General features: G+C 63.3%; 15 protein-coding genes and 1 tRNA gene. 10 read left to right on the top strand and 6 right to left on the bottom strand.

Annotation, left to right across the window (positions count from 1 at the left end; all coding sequences use genetic code 11):
- Positions 1–25 precede the first annotated feature (25 nt).
- The 3 genes from AC097A_RS03275 (at position 26) to AC097A_RS03265 (ending at position 2,081) form a co-directional block, all read left to right on the top strand.
- Positions 26–796, top strand: coding sequence for an ABC transporter ATP-binding protein (locus tag AC097A_RS03275; RefSeq protein ID WP_201740780.1), 771 nt, complete (start codon positions 26–28; stop codon positions 794–796).
- A 9-nt stretch (positions 797–805) separates the two neighbouring features.
- Complete coding sequence (locus tag AC097A_RS03270; protein WP_105260006.1) at positions 806–1,525, top strand: ABC transporter ATP-binding protein; 720 nt, start codon at positions 806–808, stop codon at positions 1,523–1,525.
- Between the two features lie 169 nt (positions 1,526–1,694).
- The gene (locus tag AC097A_RS03265) at positions 1,695–2,081 is read left to right on the top strand and encodes a hypothetical protein (RefSeq protein WP_479619734.1); all 387 of its coding nucleotides are present in this window, start codon (positions 1,695–1,697) and stop codon (positions 2,079–2,081) included.
- Between the two features lie 16 nt (positions 2,082–2,097).
- On the opposite strand, the gene AC097A_RS03260 is transcribed toward AC097A_RS03265, so the two are convergent.
- Positions 2,098–3,150 carry a CDP-6-deoxy-delta-3,4-glucoseen reductase gene (locus AC097A_RS03260; RefSeq protein WP_479619733.1) on the bottom strand — a complete coding sequence of 351 codons (1,053 nt, stop codon included), beginning with the start codon at positions 3,148–3,150 and terminating at the stop codon, positions 2,098–2,100.
- Between the two features lie 44 nt (positions 3,151–3,194).
- On the opposite strand from AC097A_RS03260, the gene AC097A_RS03255 reads away from it, so the two are divergent.
- On the top strand, positions 3,195–4,115 hold the full coding sequence (locus tag AC097A_RS03255; protein ID WP_479619732.1) for an NAD-dependent epimerase/dehydratase family protein: 921 nt from the start codon (positions 3,195–3,197) through the stop codon (positions 4,113–4,115).
- Here AC097A_RS03255 and AC097A_RS03250 read toward each other — a convergent pair.
- Entirely contained in the window at positions 4,104–4,814 is a 711-nt protein-coding gene (locus AC097A_RS03250; RefSeq protein WP_479619731.1) for a phosphatase PAP2 family protein, read from the bottom strand. The genes AC097A_RS03255 and AC097A_RS03250 overlap by 12 nt on opposite strands.
- Positions 4,815–4,942: 128 nt before the next feature.
- Here AC097A_RS03250 and AC097A_RS03245 point away from each other — a divergent pair, with 128 nt between their 5' ends.
- The gene (locus tag AC097A_RS03245) at positions 4,943–5,347 is read left to right on the top strand and encodes an META domain-containing protein (RefSeq protein WP_315478586.1); all 405 of its coding nucleotides are present in this window, start codon (positions 4,943–4,945) and stop codon (positions 5,345–5,347) included.
- A gap of 27 nt (positions 5,348–5,374) precedes the next feature.
- Here AC097A_RS03245 and AC097A_RS03240 read toward each other — a convergent pair whose 3' ends face one another.
- From AC097A_RS03240 to AC097A_RS03230, 3 genes are all read right to left on the bottom strand, one after another.
- The gene (locus AC097A_RS03240) at positions 5,375–7,648 is read right to left on the bottom strand and encodes a xanthine dehydrogenase family protein molybdopterin-binding subunit (RefSeq protein WP_479619730.1); all 2,274 of its coding nucleotides are present in this window, start codon (positions 7,646–7,648) and stop codon (positions 5,375–5,377) included.
- Positions 7,645–8,109: a (2Fe-2S)-binding protein gene (locus AC097A_RS03235; RefSeq protein ID WP_479619729.1), complete on the bottom strand. Its 465-nt coding sequence runs from the start codon at positions 8,107–8,109 to the stop codon at positions 7,645–7,647. The genes AC097A_RS03240 and AC097A_RS03235 overlap by 4 nt, the downstream gene beginning before the upstream one ends.
- A 152-nt stretch (positions 8,110–8,261) precedes the next feature.
- A tRNA-Leu gene (locus tag AC097A_RS03230) sits at positions 8,262–8,346 on the bottom strand.
- A 41-nt stretch (positions 8,347–8,387) separates the two neighbouring features.
- On the opposite strand from AC097A_RS03230, the gene cysM reads away from it, so the two are divergent.
- The 3 genes from cysM (at position 8,388) to AC097A_RS03215 (ending at position 10,188) form a co-directional block, all read left to right on the top strand.
- Entirely contained in the window at positions 8,388–9,290 is a 903-nt protein-coding gene (gene cysM / locus AC097A_RS03225) for a cysteine synthase CysM (RefSeq protein WP_315473498.1), read from the top strand.
- A gap of 87 nt (positions 9,291–9,377) precedes the next feature.
- Positions 9,378–9,929: an NUDIX domain-containing protein gene (locus AC097A_RS03220; RefSeq protein ID WP_479619728.1), complete on the top strand. Its 552-nt coding sequence runs from the start codon at positions 9,378–9,380 to the stop codon at positions 9,927–9,929.
- A 31-nt stretch (positions 9,930–9,960) separates the two neighbouring features.
- Positions 9,961–10,188, top strand: coding sequence for a sulfurtransferase TusA family protein (locus AC097A_RS03215; RefSeq protein ID WP_105259997.1), 228 nt, complete (start codon positions 9,961–9,963; stop codon positions 10,186–10,188).
- A gap of 66 nt (positions 10,189–10,254) precedes the next feature.
- Here the strand turns inward: AC097A_RS03215 and AC097A_RS03210 are convergent, their stop codons facing one another.
- Entirely contained in the window at positions 10,255–13,185 is a 2,931-nt protein-coding gene (locus AC097A_RS03210) for a valine--tRNA ligase (protein ID WP_479619727.1), read from the bottom strand.
- A gap of 243 nt (positions 13,186–13,428) precedes the next feature.
- Between AC097A_RS03210 and AC097A_RS03205 the strand changes: the two genes are divergently transcribed.
- Positions 13,429–15,324, top strand: a complete 1,896-nt coding sequence (locus tag AC097A_RS03205) for a type IV pili methyl-accepting chemotaxis transducer N-terminal domain-containing protein (RefSeq protein ID WP_315473495.1) — start codon at positions 13,429–13,431, stop codon at positions 15,322–15,324.
- 17 nt (positions 15,325–15,341) lie between these two features.
- Positions 15,342–16,016, top strand: a complete 675-nt coding sequence (locus AC097A_RS03200; RefSeq protein WP_479619726.1) for a response regulator — start codon at positions 15,342–15,344, stop codon at positions 16,014–16,016.
- Positions 16,017–16,036 lie beyond the last annotated feature (20 nt).

Raw genomic sequence — 16,036 nt, 5'->3', positions numbered from 1 at the left:
TGCCCTTCACTGAATGGAATCCAACATGACAGATACAGTACTTAACGTCTCCGGCGTTTCCAAGCGGTTTGGTGGTTTGCAAGCCCTGAGCGATGTCGGCATCAAAATTGAACGTGGCCAGGTGTATGGCCTGATCGGCCCCAACGGCGCCGGCAAGACTACCTTCTTCAACGTGCTGACGGGGCTCTACACCCCCGACAGCGGCAGCTTCGAGTTGGCTGGTAAGGCCTACCAGCCCACCGCGGTGCACACCGTGGCCAAAGCCGGTATTGCCCGCACCTTCCAGAACATCCGTTTGTTCGCTGAAATGACGGCGCTGGAAAACGTGATGGTGGGTCGCCACATCCGCACCCACTCCGGCTTGCTGGGCGCCGTGTTTCGCACCCCCGGCTTCAAGGCCGAAGAGTTGGCCATTGCCAAGCGCGCGCAAGAGCTGCTGGACTACGTGGGCATTGGCAAGTTTGCCGACTACAAGGCCCGCACGCTGAGTTATGGTGACCAGCGCCGCCTGGAAATCGCCCGTGCCCTGGCCACCGACCCGCAGCTGATTGCGCTGGACGAACCCGCCGCCGGCATGAACGCCACCGAAAAGGTCATGCTGCGCGAGTTGATTGACCGCATCCGCAACGACAACCGCACCATCCTGCTGATCGAACACGATGTGAAGCTGGTGATGGGCCTGTGCGACCGCGTGACGGTGCTGGACTACGGCAAACAAATTGCCGAGGGCACCCCTGCCGAAGTACAGAAGAACGCAAAAGTGATTGAGGCCTACTTGGGCACGAGCGGCCACTAAGGAATACGCATGACAACCCAGACTCTGCTCAAAGTTAAAGGCCTGAAGGTCTCGTATGGCGGCATCCAGGCCGTCAAAGGTGTGGATTTCGAAGTCCATGAAGGTGAATTGGTGTCCCTGATCGGCTCCAACGGTGCCGGCAAGACCACCACCATGAAGGCCATCACGGGCACCTTGCCCATCAACGCCGGTGACATCGAATACCTCGGCAAAAGCATCAAGGGCCAGGGCCCTTGGGACTTGGTCAAACAAGGCCTGGCGATGGTGCCGGAAGGTCGCGGTGTGTTCACCCGCATGACCATCATCGAGAACCTGCAGATGGGTGCCTACATCCGCAACGACAAGGATGGCATCGCGGCGGACATGGAAAAAATGTTCACCATCTTCCCGCGCCTGCGTGAGCGCAAGGACCAGTTGGCCGGCACCATGTCCGGTGGCGAGCAACAAATGCTGGCCATGGGCCGTGCCCTGATGAGCCGCCCCAAGGTGCTGCTGCTGGACGAGCCGTCCATGGGACTGTCCCCCATCATGGTGGACAAGATTTTTGAAGTGGTGAAAGACGTGTACGCCCAGGGCGTGACCGTGCTGCTGGTGGAGCAAAACGCCAGCCGCGCCCTGTCCATTGCCAACCGGGGGTATGTCATGGAGTCGGGCATCGTCACCATGACGGGCAAGGCATCCGACATGTTGACCGACCCCAAGGTGCGCGCCGCGTACCTCGGCGAGTAAGCCCGCTTCAATTTCCGGAGTCCGCTCCGGAACCCCCACAAGGTGTAGCTTGGCAATTTTGCCAAGCTACACCTTGTTACTTGGCTTTGCATTGCCGATGTCATGGCTGGCATCGTGGCCTGCGTTGTAAGCACATGGAGTTTTTCCATGCACAACCCAGGAGTTCACGATGAAAGTCCATGCTTTGTTGACCAGTTTGGTGCTGTTGGCCTCGGGCGCTGTTTTCGCGCAGGGTACGCCCAAAGACCCACTGGCGACCCCTAAGATTGACCAGCGCGAAGCCAATATGGAAAAACGTGTGGAGCAGGGCGTGGCCTCCGGTCAGCTCACCCCGCACGAGACCAAGCGTTTGAACCGCGAGGATGCTTTGGTGGACCGTGCACAGGCGCATGCGGCTGCGGACGGTGTGGTCACGGCCAAGGAACGCAAGCGTATTGGCCACCTGCAGCAGGCGCAAAGCAAGGACGTGCGCCAGCAAAAACACGACCGCCAAACCGATTTGAACCACAACGGCAAGCGGGATCGCAAACACCGCGCCTCGACGGCCGGTTCCTGATCGCGAGGTGCGCGCCCTACGGGGCGGCTTTGTCCGCCTCGGAGGTGAACGTATCGGCAAAGAAGTCGTCTTCCGACAGCCCTGCCATTTGTGTGAAGTCGCGGCGGGCGGAGTCCACCACGACAGGGGCACCGCAGGCATAGACTTGGTGGCCTGACAAATCGGGCAGATCCTCCAGCACCGCACGGTGCACAAAACCAGTGCGGCCCGTCCAGCCATCTTCAGGCTGTGCGTCCGACACCACGGGCACATAACGCAGCTGCGGCATGTTTTCCTGCTGGGCCCGGAGCCAGGAGTCCATGTACAGATCGGCGGGCCGTCGGCCACCCCAGTAGACGGTGACTGGGCGCTGGATGCCATGGACCTGCATGTGCTCCAGCAGCGCCTTGATCGGTGCAAAACCGGTGCCCGAAGCCAGAAACACCATGGGCGTGTCGGAATCCTCGCGCAGAAAGAATGAGCCAAACGGCCCCTCGATGCGCAGAATTTCTTTTTCCTTCATGGCGCCAAACACATGGTCGGTGAACTTGCCCCCGGGCATATGGCGAATGTGCAGCTCCAGCGCATTGGCTTGGCCCGGTGTGTTCGCCATCGAGTAACTGCGGCGTGCGCCATCGCGCAGGATGAACTCCACATACTGGCCCGCCCGGTACAGAAAGCTGTCGTTGGCCGGCAGCTGCAGGTTCAGCACCATCACGTCATCGGACAGGCGTGTCATGGTCGTTACGCGGGTGGGCATCTTCTTGATCGGCAAGGCGCCTTGTTCGGTCACCTGGCGCGATTCGAGCACCACATCACTCTGGGGCACGGCGCAGCAGGTCAGGATCAGGCCTTGCGCTGCTTCTTCGGCACTCAGGGCCTTGGCCTGGTGCGGGCCGTGTACTACCTCGCCACTGATTTTTTTGCATTTGCAGGAGCCACAGGCGCCATCTTTGCAGCCATACGGCAGGCCAATGCCGTGGCGGATGCCAGCGGCCAGCACGGTTTCATCGGAGTCTGCCGTGAACACCCGGCCGCTGGGCTGTACAGTGATGGAGAAGGCGGCCTGGCTGGCGGGGGAAACGGTCATCTTTTGGGTATCCTCGGGGACTCTCAAGTCATCAACCCTCAATTTTGCCTTCAAACCAATCCCCCCTCGGCGCCTTGCCCTCCCGCTTTCGCAAAGAGCGGGTGCTCGTGCTGGGCTGTGGCGACGTGGGGGTACGTTTGCTCAAGGCCCAGCGCCCGCAGGGCCGTTGGCTGGCACTCACGTCGACCGTGGAGCGCATTCCTGCCTTGCGCGCATTGGGGGCCACGCCCCTGGTGGGCAATCTGGACAGGGCCCAGACCCTGCGCCGCCTGGCGGGTCTGGCCCAGCGGGTGGTGTACCTGGCACCGCCGCCCTCCGAGGGCTGGACGGACCCCCGCGCCCTGGCTTTGACCCGCATCTTGCGCCGCCGCAGTGCACCCCGCAGTGTGGTGTACGCGTCCACCAGCGGGGTGTATGGCGACTGCCAGGGTGCGCGGGTGGCCGAAACACGTGCACTGGCACCCCAGACGCCACGCGCCCAGCGCCGCGTACAAGCCGAGTACGCCATGCGTTTCTGGGGGCGCAGCAGTGGGGTGCGGGTGTCGGTGCTGCGTATTCCGGGCATCTACGCGCCTGACCGGGAAGGTGGCACACCACAATCCCGTTTGGCCAAGGGCACACCCGTGCTGCTACCGGCCGAAGACGTCTACACCAACCATATCCATGCCGATGACCTGGCCCGCGCCTGCTGGCGTGCGCTCTGGCTGGGTCTGCCCCAGCGCCTGTACAACGTGAGTGACCATTCCGAGCTCAAGATGGGCGATTACTTTGACTTGGCGGCCGATCTATATGGTCTGCCACGCCCGCCCCGCGTATCGCGCAGCACCGCGCGCGATCAGCTGCCAGTGATGTTGCTCAGTTTCATGGACGAGTCGCGCCGGCTGGTGAACACGCGCATGGTGCAGGAGTTGCGCTTGCAACTGCGCTATCCCAGCGTGCACACCGGTCTGCTGTCAGGTGCTTGAGGGGCGCCCGTCGCGCCATTGGTAGGCGTACACCAGCCCGCGCCACACCAGCCAGCTCGTGGCCAGGGTGATCGGGTAAGCCCACAGCACATCGCTGAACCAGTGCGCCACGTCTGACATACGCGCAAACCCAACGACCAAGCCTGCGGACGTTCCCACCAGTGCCCACGCGACCTGGCGACGGCGGTGCACCAGCAACAATGTTGCAAAGAAAAAACCGCACGCCACATGGCCGCTGACGAAAGAGCAGTTGTTGTTGCATTGATCGGTCATGACCGCGGCGCGCGTGAATTGCTGGGCTCCGCCAAAGTTTTCAACCTGGTAGGGGCGTGCACGCTGCCAGTGTTCCTTGAACACTGCGTTGACCACCACGCCCGGGCCCATGATGCCGGCCACCACCACAAAGGCCAGTGGCAGGCGCCAGGTTTTCCAGCGCTTGCCAAAGGTCACAACCAGCCAGGCCACAAAACATAGGGCCAGACCGATGCGAAACAAGGCAGGAACATACAGGTTGATGCCAACAACCCACCACCAGCCTGCGGAGGCAATGGTCGGAGAGGTACCGGTGAACAAACCGGCCAGCGCCAAATCTGCCACAGGCCATACGGTGGGCAACAGCGCGGCCACCACGGACAGCGCCAGCACCGCGAGAAACAGACGGGGTGTGGTAGGGGCCGGGCTCGCGGTATCGGTGGGCATGGTGTGCGGTTTTGGGGCAGAAAGTCGGTGATTGTGCGGCAATTCACCTGGTGTTTAAGATGTGCGTTCTTTCATTACCTGTCCGTTGTATGGCTTTGTCTCTCTTTTGTCGTTGGATGACACCCAGTATGTTGGTGCTGCTTTTGTCGGCCTGTGTAGTGCCATCGCCGCAGTTGACGGGGCTGCCGACATCCGGCGCTGCCTTGGTGGGCAACGAGTGGGTGGCCGTCCAGATTGCCGGGGTTGCGGCGCTGGCGGAGCCTGTGCCGCGCCTGCGCTGGTCATCTGCCGAGCAAATTTCGGGCTCCGGTGGCTGCAATGCCTTTGCCGGCCGTGCGGTGGTGAACCAAGGGGCGCTGCAAGTCGGTCGCCTGGCAGCCACGGGCCGTCTGTGCGTGGTGCTGCCCCAGGGTGGTCAGGAAGACCGTTTCTTCAAAGTGCTGGAGTCGGCCCACACCGTGCGCCTGGTGGACGGGCAACTGGTGCTGCAAGATGCAGCGGGCCAGACCCTGGCCCGTTTTGCCAAAAAATAAACGCGCTGACTGCTGCCAAGCGAGGCGTCAGGTGGCTTTGACCAAAGGCAAGCGCCGGTGGCGTTGCCCGGTGAGTGCAAACACCGCATTCGCCACGGCAGGGCCAATCGGCGGCACCCCCGGTTCGCCGACTCCACCGGGCGCCCGGGTGCTGGGCACGATGTAGGTTTCCACCTTGGGCGCTTGCGCCAGCTGCACCACCGGGTAGGTGGGAAAGTTGGTTTGCTGCACCACACCGTCCTGGATGTCGACCTTGCCGTAGAGCGCAGCGCTTAATCCAAAAATCACCGCGCTTTCCATCTGCTGGGCCACGGTGTCGGGGTTGACCACGGTGCCGCAGTCCACCGCGCACACCACGCGGTGCACACGCGGCACACCCTCCTGCAGCGACACCTCGGCAATTTCCGCCACGATGGAGCCAAAAGACTCATGCAAAGCCACGCCCATGGCATGCCCCTTGGGCAGAGCACTGCCCCAGCGGGCCTTGTCGGCCGCCAGCTGCAGCACAGCGGCGTAACGTGGTGCGTCTTTAAGCAGCGCCAGCCGGAAACCCAAGGGATCCTTCTGGGTGGCCGCGGCCAATTCGTCGATAAAACTTTCCGAGAAGAATGCGTTGTGTGAATGGCCCACGGAGCGCCAGAAGCCCACGGGCACCTCCATGCGCGTGGCCACATGGGCCATGTGCTGGTGGGCAAACCCATAGGGCAGGTCAAATAGGCCTTCGGCCGTGGTTTTGTCCGGCATGTCCACCGGGCCCGACAGGGCGGGCAGGCCCCGCGCCATCCAGCGCGGGCTGATGGCATCACCGGCCGATTTGATGCGCAGGCTGCTGACCTGGCCTTGTGCATCCACCGCTGCGCGCAGCTGTGCCACGTGCATGGGGCGGTAGAAGTCGTGCGTCATGTCCTCCTCGCGCGACCAGACCAGTTGCACCGGTTTGCCGTCACACGCCATGGCGACCTGCACGGCCTGGGCGACATAGTCCACCTCCAGCCGGCGCCCAAAGCCGCCTCCCAGCAGGGTGACGTGCAGCGCCACGTCCTTGGCATCCACACCGGCCACCTTGGCGGCCATGGCGCGCGCCATTTCGGGCACCTGGGTGGGAGCCCACACGGTGACCTTGCCGTCCTTCACTTGAGCAGTGCAGTTCATGGGCTCCATGGTGGCGTGCGCCAGGTAGGGGGCCTGGTAGCTCGCTTCTACGAGCTTGGCGGCTGACGCTTCGGCCTGGTTGGCGTCGCCTTTCTCGTAAAAGGCAAAACCGTCTTCCGCCTTCAGCGCCTCCAGCATCCGGGCCTCAATGGCCTGGGTGTCCAGGGCCCCATTGGGCGGGGCTGCCCATTGCGCCTGCACCGCCTGCGCGGCCTGGCGGGCGTGCCAGGTTGTCTGGGCCACTACGGCAAAACCGGCGGTGGAGCCCCCCAGGGCCTCTAGCGGCACCACCTTGTGCACACCGGGTAGGGCCAGGGCCGCTTGGGTATCCAGGGCTTTGACGCTGCCGCCGATTTGTGGCGCCAAACGCAGGCTCGCGAACAGCATGCCGGGCTGGCGCACGTCAATGCCGAACTGCGCGGCCCCGGTGGTCTTAGCCGGAATGTCGCCACGCGGGGTGGGCTTGCCCAAGAGAGTCCATTGTTCGCGGGCCTTGAGGCTCACATTCTTGGGGCTGACACCGGCCGCACCCGCGGCCAACTCTCCAAAATGGGCCGTCTTACCGGAGGCGTGTTGCACCACACCTGCTGTGATGCGCAGCTCGGAGGCCGGCACTTGCCATTGCTTCGCTGCAGATTCCAGCAGGGCGGCGCGCGCTGTGGCGGCAGCGGTGCGCAGGGGTTCCCAGGCATCGGCCACACTGGACGAACCGCCGGTGGCATTGATGCCCAGCTCGCGTGCAATCTTGCCCACAAACCATTCGCCGAGTTTCACTTTGGTGGGTTTGCTGCCGCCCTCGGATTCCAGCGGGTGGAAGGGCAGGGTGGCGGTGAGCATGACCACGTTGCCATAAATGGTGTCAGGTCCGGCCTGTTGCAGCCGCAGCTTGGCCAGCGGCAGGTCCAACTCTTCAGCCACCAGCATGGACAGGGCGGTGTGCACACCCTGGCCCATTTCGCTGCGGGGCATGGCCAGCACCACCGTGCCATCGGTGGCCACCTTGATCCAGCCGTTCAGGGCCACTTCGCCGCCTTCGGGCAGCATCAGTTCGGCGCTGCCCATGCGGGAGCGGGCGGGCAGCACGCCCCAGCCCACCACCAAGGCACCGGTTGCGCCCAGGGCGCTCAGTATCCAGGTGCGGCGCTTCATGCTGCGGCTCCTTGCAGTTGGCCGGCAGCGCGGTGGATGGCGGCGCGCACACGCTGGTAGGTGCCGCAGCGGCAGATGTTGGTCATGGCCTCGTCGATGTCGGCATCGGTGGGTTTGGGTTTGCGCGCCAAGAGGGCGGCGGCGGCCATCAGCATGCCGCTTTGGCAGTAGCCGCACTGGGGCACCTGCTCGGCAATCCAGGCGGTTTGCAGGGCGTGCAGCTTGTCGGGGCTGCCCAGGGCTTCGATGGTGGTGATCTTTTGGCCTACCACTGCAGAGGCTGGCATGACGCAGGAGCGTACCGGCTGGCCATCCACATGGACCGTGCAGGCACCGCAGGCGGCGACACCGCAGCCAAACTTGGTGCCGGTCATGTTCAGGGTGTCGCGCAGCACCCAGAGCAGGGGCATGTCGGGTGGGACGTCGGCCGTGACGGCCTTGCCATTGATGTTGAGTTCCATGGGGCGCACTCCTTGCGGGTTCTTGTGGCCCGCATCATAGAGGTGGCGCCCGCGCCCTTGTGTCACGCAGGGCCACACAGCGGGTAATCCATGAGGGCTTTTAGAGCGCCCAAACAAAAAGCCAGACGTCTTGCGAACGTCTGGCTTGTATGTGGTGCCCGGGGCCGGACTCGAACCGGCACGCCTTGCGGCGGGGGATTTTGAGTCCCCTGAGTCTACCAATTTCACCACCCGGGCAGGGTATTCTGTGAAGCGCGAATTATGGCACATTTATGGGCATGACATTTCCCACCATCGAAGACGCCATCGGAAACACCCCCTTGGTCGCACTGCAGCGCATCCAGGCCAACGACAACCAGTCCCGCAACACCGTGGTGCTGGGCAAGCTCGAAGGCAACAACCCCGCCGGCTCGGTCAAAGACCGCCCGGCCCTGTCCATGATCCAGCGTGCGCAGGAGCGCGGGGACATTAAGCCCGGCGACACGCTGATTGAAGCCACCTCGGGCAACACCGGCATTGCGCTGGCCATGGCCGCGGCGGTCAAGGGCTACCGCATGGTCTTGATCATGCCGGAGGACCTGTCCATCGAACGCGCCCAGACCATGAAGGCTTTTGGCGCCGAACTCATCCTCACGCCCAAGAGCGGTGGCATGGAGTACGCGCGGGATCTGGCCGAGCAAATGCAACGCGATGGCAAAGGTCGGGTGTTGGACCAGTTTGCCAACGGCGACAACCCCCGCATCCACTACGAAACTACAGGCCCCGAGCTGTGGAAGCAAACCGACGGCCGCATTACCCACTTTGTCAGCGCCATGGGCACCACGGGCACCATCACCGGCGTGTCACGGTTTTTGAAAGAAAAGAACCCGGCCATCCGCATCATTGGCGCTCAGCCCTCCGAGGGCTCCCGCATTCCCGGCATCCGCAAATGGCCTGAGGCCTATTTGCCCAAAATTTACGACCCCAAAAACGTCGACGAGCTGGTCTACGTGAGCCAGGCCGATGCCGAAGACATGTGCCGTCGCCTGGCGCGCGAAGAGGGCATCTTTGGCGGCATCTCGGCCGCCGGTGCCTGTTGGGTGGCGCAAGAAATTGCCAAACGCGAGCGCGATGCGGTGATTGTGTTTGTGGTCTGTGACCGCGGTGACCGCTACCTCTCCACAGGTGTATTCCCCGCCTGAATTTGAATGAAATTGGCCTCTAGCTCCCGCGGAATATGCGCGGGCAGCTATTGAATGCATAGCAAATAAATCGGTAAAAGGGTGGGTATGTCAGCAGCTTTCAAGTTCTGTCCGCAGTGCGCCACGGCGCTGGAGCACATCACGCTGGCCGAAGACGGTGGCGACAAGACCCGCCTGCGCTGCCCGGCCTGCGACTTCACGCACTGGAACAACCCCACGCCGGTGCTGGCGGCGGTGATTGAGTACAACGGTCAAATTTTGCTGGCACGCAACGCGGCGTGGCCCGGCAAGATGTACGCGCTGATCACCGGCTTTATGGAGGCCGGCGAGACGCCCGAAGAGGGCATTGCGCGCGAAATTTCTGAAGAGACCAACTTGACCACCAGCGCGCTGAAGCTGCTGGGTGCGTACGACTTCCAGCGCATGAACCAGGTCATCATTGCCTACCACGCTGTCTGCCATGGGGATGTGAAGCTGAGCCCCGAGCTGGTGGACTACCGCCTCTACAACCTGGAAGATGTGAAATGCTGGCCCGCTGGCACTGGTTATGCGCTGGCCGAGTTTTTGCGCTCACGTGGGCATGAGCCCACCTTCATCGACCCGGTGTGGCGCCAGGACGCCGAGAAGCTGGCGACTTAAAATTGGCCCCTACGCCAGAAAGCCCCATTGCATGCACACCGACAAAGAAGTTGACACCCGCGGCCTGAATTGCCCCCTGCCCATCCTCAAGGCCAAGAAGGCCCTGGCCGAGCTGGTGAGCGGCCAGACGCTCAAAGTGGTGGCCACCGACCCCGGCTCCATCCGCGACTTTCAGGCTTTTGCCAAGCAAACCGGCAACGAGCTGCTGGAACAGGAAACCGTGGGTGCGGAATACATCCACGTGCTGCGCAGGCGCTAGTTTCTTGTACCCCCAAGAAAAAAGCCGCCAGGGCAACCCGGCGGCTTTTTTTTATGGACGCGCTGCTTAGTTCAGGCGGGCCAGTTGCTCTTTCACCTTCTCCAGCGTGGCAGCAAAGTCGGCCACGCGCTTGCGTTCCTGCTCCAGCACGGCGGCAGGGGCCTTGGCCACAAAGGCTTCGTTGCTCAACTTGACGCTGGCCTTGGTGATCTGCTCTTCCAGGCGGGCCACTTCCTTGCCCAGGCGGATCTTTTCGGCGGCCACATCCACTTCCACAAACAGGCACACACGCGCCTCGCCCACCACCGCCACGGGGGCGGACTGGGCGGCGGCTTGCCAGCTGGTCTCATCCGCAAACACCTTCACCTCGCTGAGCTTGGCCAGCGACTGCAGCACGGCGGCGGATGCCTGCAAGAATTCGCCTTCTGCCGCGCTGTGGGCCACCACAAACAGCGGCAGGCGTGCGGCGGGCGACACGTTCATCTCGCCGCGCAGGTTGCGGCAGGCGTCCACCAGGGCCTTCAGTTTGGCGACATGGGCAATGGCAGCTTCGTCGATGCGTTCAGGCTGGCTGACGGGGTAGGCGGCCACGGCCACCGAGGGACCTGCACGGCCTGCCACCGGTGCCACTTTTTGCCACAGCTCCTCAGAAATGAAGGGTGTGATGGGGTGGATCAGGCGCAGGATGACTTCCAACGTGCGGATCAGCGTGCGGCGGGTGGCGCGTTTTTGGGCGTCGGTGCCGGTGTTGATTTGCACCTTGGCAATTTCCAGGTACCAGTCGCAGAACTCGTTCCACACGAAGTCATAAATCGTGTTGGCCACGTTGTCCAGGCGGTAGTCTGCAAAGCCCTTGGCCACTTCGGCCTCGGTCTTTTGCAGCAGCGAGACGATCCAGCGGTCGGCCTGGCTGAATTCCAGGTAACCATGGGCTTCGCCACCGGGTGCGCACTGCTCCTTGGTGTGCTCGTTCAGCCCGCAGTCGTTGCCTTCGCAGTTCATCAGCACAAAGCGCGTGGCGTTCCACAGCTTGTTGCAGAAGTTGCGGTAGCCCTCGCAGCGCTTGCTGTCGAAGTTGATGCTGCGGCCCAGCGACGCGAGCGCCGCAAAGGTGAAACGCAGCGCGTCCGCACCGTAGGCCGGAATACCCTCGGGGAATTCCTTTTCGGTGTTCTTGCGCACCTGGGGTGCGGTCTCTGGCTTGCGCAGGCCGGTGGTGCGCTTGTCCAGCAGGGGTGCCAGCGAGATGCCGTCGATCAGATCGACCGGGTCCAGCACATTGCCCTCGGACTTGCTCATCTTCTTGCCCTGCGCGTCTTTCACCAGGCCGTGGATGTAGACATGCTTGAACGGCACACGCCCCGTGAAGTGCGTGGTCATCATGATCATGCGGGCAACCCAGAAGAAGATGATGTCGTAGCCCGTCACCAGCACGCTGCTGGGCAGGTACAGGTTGTAGTCGTCGGTGGCGCCGGTGCCCGCGCCTTCATTGCCCCAGCCCATGGTGGAGAAGGGCACCATGGCGCTGGAGTACCAAGTGTCGAGCACATCCGGGTCGCGCTTGAGCGTTTTGCCGGGGGCTTGCGCCTGGGCTTCGGCCTCGTTGCGCGCCACATACACCTTGCCGTCTTCGTCGTACCAGGCCGGAATCTGGTGACCCCACCACAGCTGGCGGCTGATACACCAGTCCTGGATGTTGTTCATCCACTGGTTGTAGGTGTTGACCCAGTTCTCGGGCACAAACTTCACCTCGCCACTCTGCACCACGTCGATAGATTTTTGCGCGATGGACTTGCCCGTGGCGTCGCCCTTGCCCACGGTGTTCATGGCCATGAACCACTGGTCGGTCAGCATGGGTTCGATCACTTGGCCGGTGCGTGCGCAGCGCGGCACTTGCAGCTTGTGCTTTTTTACTTCCACCAGGAAGCCGCTGGCTTCCAGATCGGCGACTACTTTTTTGCGCGCCACAAAACGGTCCAGGCCCTGGTAGGGCGCGGGGGCGTTCTCGTTGATCTTGGCGTCCAGCGTCAGCACGCAGATCAGAGGCAGCTTGTGGCGCTGGCCCACGGCATAGTCGTTCTGGTCGTGCGCGGGCGTGACCTTCACCACGCCGGTACCAAAGGCCTTGTCCACGTAGTCGTCGGCAATCACCGGGATCTCGCGGTCGCACAGGGGCAGCTTCACCATCTTGCCGATCAGCGCCGTGTAGCGCTCGTCCTCGGGGTGCACCATCACGGCCACGTCGCCCAGCATGGTCTCGGGGCGGGTGGTGGCCACGGTGATGTCGCCGCTGCCATCGGCCAGCGGGTAACGGATGTGCCACAGCGAGCCGTCTTCCTCTTCGCTCTCCACCTCCAGGTCACTCACCGCGCTCATGAGGATGGGGTCCCAGTTCACCAGGCGCTTGCCGCGGTAGATCAGGCCTTGTTCATACAACTGCACAAAGGTTTCGGTCACCGTTTTGGACAGCTTGGGGTCCATGGTGAAGTACTCACGGCTCCAGTCCACGCTGTCGCCCATGCGGCGCATCTGGCCGGTGATGGTATTGCCGGATTTTTCCTTCCACTCCCACACCTTGGCGGTGAAGGCTTCGCGGCCCAGGTCGTGACGGCTGATCTTTTGCTCTTGCAACTGGCGCTCCACCACGATCTGGGTGGCAATGCCGGCGTGGTCGGTGCCCGGAATCCAGGCGGTGTTGAAACCGGCCATGCGGTGGTAGCGCGTCAGGCTGTCCATGATGGTCTGATTGAACGCGTGGCCCATGTGCAGCGTGCCCGTCACATTGGGCGGTGGCAGCTGGATGGCAAAGGCGGGCTGGCCGGCCTGCGGGGCCTGGGTGCCGCGGTAGCCCGCTACGCCATAGCCGCGCTTTTCCCATTCGGGGCCCCAGTGCGCTTCCAGCGCGACGGGCTCAAACGATTTGGACAGGGACTGTAGACCCGGTTGTTCGGGGGCTGTGGGGGCGGCGGTGGAGGGCGTGGAGGCGGTGTCAGACATGGGGGGTTCTTCTAAGAGCGAGCGGCGATTTTACCGGGGCAGGGCTACGGCCCGTAAGGTGCTATTGTTTTAGGAGCTGTTGGCGCAGTATTTACGAGGGCTAGGTGCCAATTTGATGCCAAAAATAGCTGCGGTGGGCGGCTCTGCCGGATCACCGCAGGTAGATACCGCTTGCTTGACTTGTATCAAGCGGGTGCGGCGGGGCAGTCCCCACAATCCGGCCATCCTTCCTGCCACATCGCCATGTTCCACACCCACGCGACCTCCCTGTCCAGCAAGCTGGTGCGCATTGGCGTGGCCTTGCTGGTGGTGGCGCTTACGTCCATTGGGCTCACGCTCTGGGTGACCTGGCAGCTGGAAGGCGGGGCCGCCTCGGTCAACGAGGCCGGACGCATGCGCATGCAGACCTGGCGCATGGCCAGCGAGATCCAGGCCGGCATTGCCGAGGACCAGCGCATGGCGCGTATTGCCGAGTTTGACCAGAACCTGTGGGTGCTGGAGCAGGGCGATCCCTCGCGCCCGCTGTTTGTGCCCTGGGACCCGGTGGTGCGCGGCAAGTTCAGCGCAGTGCAGGCGCTGTGGCGGGCCCAGCGGGCCGGTTGGGTGTCGGGCGCGGCGGCGCAGCCGGGCACCATTCTTCCGTCGACCCATGCGTTGGTAGAGGCTATTGATGGGCTGGTCAGCGCGATTGAGCAGCAGTTGGCCAAGCTCACCGCGGTGCTCAACCTGTTTCAGTTCGTGATGATGGTGCTGGCTATCTTTGCTGCGGTGGTCATGCTCTACACCGGGTACTTGTATGTCATCAACCCGCTGGACCAGCTGCAACAAGGGCTGCGCCGTGTGGAGGAGGGGGATTTCCAGGTCCGCATCGAGGTGGACAGCAAGGACGAGTTTGGCCTGGTGGCGCAGGGCTTCAATGGCATGGCGGTGCGGCTGCAGGACATGGTGGATGGCCTGGAGGCGCAGGTGCGGGCCAAGACCCAGCACATCGAAGCGCAGCGTGCGCGCATCGAGACGCTGTACGACTTCAGTGCCTTCCTGGCAGGGGTGAACTCGATTGAAGAGATGTCACGCGGCTTTGCCCAGCGTCTGCGGAAGGTGATGGGGGCCGACGCGGTGACCGTGCGCTGGTCGGACGAGGCCAACCAGCGTTACCTGATGCTGGCGTCCGACTGTTTTCCGCAAGACATGCTGGATGAAGAGCGCAGCCTGCTGGCCGGGGCCTGTGCCTGTGGCAGCCCCCTGCAGGAGGCGCGCACGCGGGTGATCCCGATCCAGAGCGCCGAGGCCGCGCCCATGCGCCATTGCGTGAAGGCGGGCTACGAGAGCTTGGTGAGCGTGCCCATCCGCCTGCAAAGCCGCCTGATGGGCGAGGTGGACCTGTTCTACCGCAAGACGCTGGAACTCTCCAAGGACGAAGAGGTGCTGCTCGATGCCCTGGCCAGCCACTTGGCCAGTGCGCTGGAGGGGCTGCGGGCCTCGGCCTTGGAGCGCGAGGCGGCGGTGGGAGAAGAGCGCACCCTGCTTGCCCGTGAACTGCATGACTCCATTGCGCAGTCGCTGGCCTTCCTGAAAATCCAGGTGCAGCTGCTGCGCAGCGCGGCCGACAAGGCGCAGGGCCCGCAGATGCAGGTCGCGCTGGACGAGCTGGACGCGGGCCTGAAAGAAAGCATTGGCGATGTGCGGGAGCTGCTGGTGCACTTTCGCACCCGCACCAACACCGATGACATTGAGGCAGCCTTGCAGGAGACGCTGCAAAAGTTCCGCCACCAAACCGGACTGCACACGGAGTTGACCGTCAACGGTACCGGCCTGCCGCTGCCCTCCGACGTGCAGGTGCAGGTCTTGCATGTGGTGCAAGAGGCCCTGTCCAATGTGCGCAAACATGCCCAGGCCACGTCGGTGGCGCTGCGGGTAGAGAAAGGTCAGTTCTGGACTTTCACGGTGCAGGACAACGGTAGCGGCTTTGCCCCTGACGCGGTGCTGGGCAGCCAGCATGTGGGGCGACACATCATGCAAGAGCGCGCACAGGCCATTGGGGCCACCGTGCACCTGAGCTCTGAGCCAGGGCAGGGCACCTGCGTGCAACTGCGCTTGCCTGAGCACCCCGTGACCACTCCGGCCGCCCAGGCCCTTTGACTGTTCTGGAACTTCCCATGCCCCTGATCCAACTGCTAGTGGTCGACGACCACAACCTCTTTCGCCGCGGGTTGATTGCACTGCTCAAGCAGGATGGGCGCTTTGACGTGGTGGGCGAGGCTGCGGACCTGGGGCAGGCGCTGCGCTGTGCGGGGCAGGTACAGCCGGACCTCATCTTGCTGGATAACCACCTGCCCGGTGTGCGCGGCATTGACGGCATTGGCGCACTCAAGCAGGCCTTTGGCCGTGCCCGGATCCTCATGCTCACGGTGAGCGAGAACGAGGAAGACCTGGCCGCCGCCATGCAGGCCGGGGCCGATGGCTACCTGCTCAAGACTGTGGAGTCGGACCAGCTGTGCCAGGCCATCGTGCGGGTGCTGGCGGGTGAGCCGGTCATCAGCCCCGAGATGATGACGAAGTTTGTGGCGGCCTTTCGCACCAAGCCACACGCCAGCCTGCCGGTGCAGGCCTCGCCAGCGGCGCCACCGCCCGGCTTGCAAGAAACGCTGTCTGCCCGCGAGCGCGAGATCCTGCTGCTGGTCGCACACGGCCACAGCAACAAGCTGATTGCCCGCCAGCTGGACATTGCCGAGGCTACGGTCAAGGTGCATGTGCAAGGCATCCTGCGCAAGCTGCAGCTCAGCTCGCGGGTGCAGGCTGCGGTATACGCCGCCGCCCACGGCCTGGTTTGATCCAGATCAGGTCGCGTGTG

It is taken from the genome of Rhodoferax sp. XS2R6 (genome assembly GCF_056521365.1).
Note: the sequence above shows the minus strand (reverse complement) of the source record. Positions and strands in the feature narration are given on the sequence as shown.

Bases quoted from the DNA above. Each gene is read 5' to 3' on its own strand.
- AC097A_RS03275 (WP_201740780.1), top strand. From the start codon at position 26: ATGACAGATACAGTACTTAACGTCTCCGGCGTTTCCAAGCGGTTTGGT.
- AC097A_RS03270 (WP_105260006.1), top strand. From the start codon at position 806: ATGACAACCCAGACTCTGCTCAAAGTTAAAGGCCTGAAGGTCTCGTAT.
- AC097A_RS03265 (WP_479619734.1), top strand. From the start codon at position 1,695: ATGAAAGTCCATGCTTTGTTGACCAGTTTGGTGCTGTTGGCCTCGGGC.
- AC097A_RS03260 (WP_479619733.1), bottom strand. From the start codon at position 3,150: ATGACCGTTTCCCCCGCCAGCCAGGCCGCCTTCTCCATCACTGTACAG.
- AC097A_RS03250 (WP_479619731.1), bottom strand. From the start codon at position 4,814: ATGCCCACCGATACCGCGAGCCCGGCCCCTACCACACCCCGTCTGTTT.
- AC097A_RS03245 (WP_315478586.1), top strand. From the start codon at position 4,943: ATGTTGGTGCTGCTTTTGTCGGCCTGTGTAGTGCCATCGCCGCAGTTG.
- AC097A_RS03240 (WP_479619730.1), bottom strand. From the start codon at position 7,648: ATGAAGCGCCGCACCTGGATACTGAGCGCCCTGGGCGCAACCGGTGCC.
- AC097A_RS03235 (WP_479619729.1), bottom strand. From the start codon at position 8,109: ATGGAACTCAACATCAATGGCAAGGCCGTCACGGCCGACGTCCCACCC.
- cysM (WP_315473498.1), top strand. From the start codon at position 8,388: ATGACATTTCCCACCATCGAAGACGCCATCGGAAACACCCCCTTGGTC.
- AC097A_RS03220 (WP_479619728.1), top strand. From the start codon at position 9,378: ATGTCAGCAGCTTTCAAGTTCTGTCCGCAGTGCGCCACGGCGCTGGAG.
- AC097A_RS03215 (WP_105259997.1), top strand. From the start codon at position 9,961: ATGCACACCGACAAAGAAGTTGACACCCGCGGCCTGAATTGCCCCCTG.
- AC097A_RS03210 (WP_479619727.1), bottom strand. From the start codon at position 13,185: ATGTCTGACACCGCCTCCACGCCCTCCACCGCCGCCCCCACAGCCCCC.
- AC097A_RS03205 (WP_315473495.1), top strand. From the start codon at position 13,429: ATGTTCCACACCCACGCGACCTCCCTGTCCAGCAAGCTGGTGCGCATT.
- AC097A_RS03200 (WP_479619726.1), top strand. From the start codon at position 15,342: ATGCCCCTGATCCAACTGCTAGTGGTCGACGACCACAACCTCTTTCGC.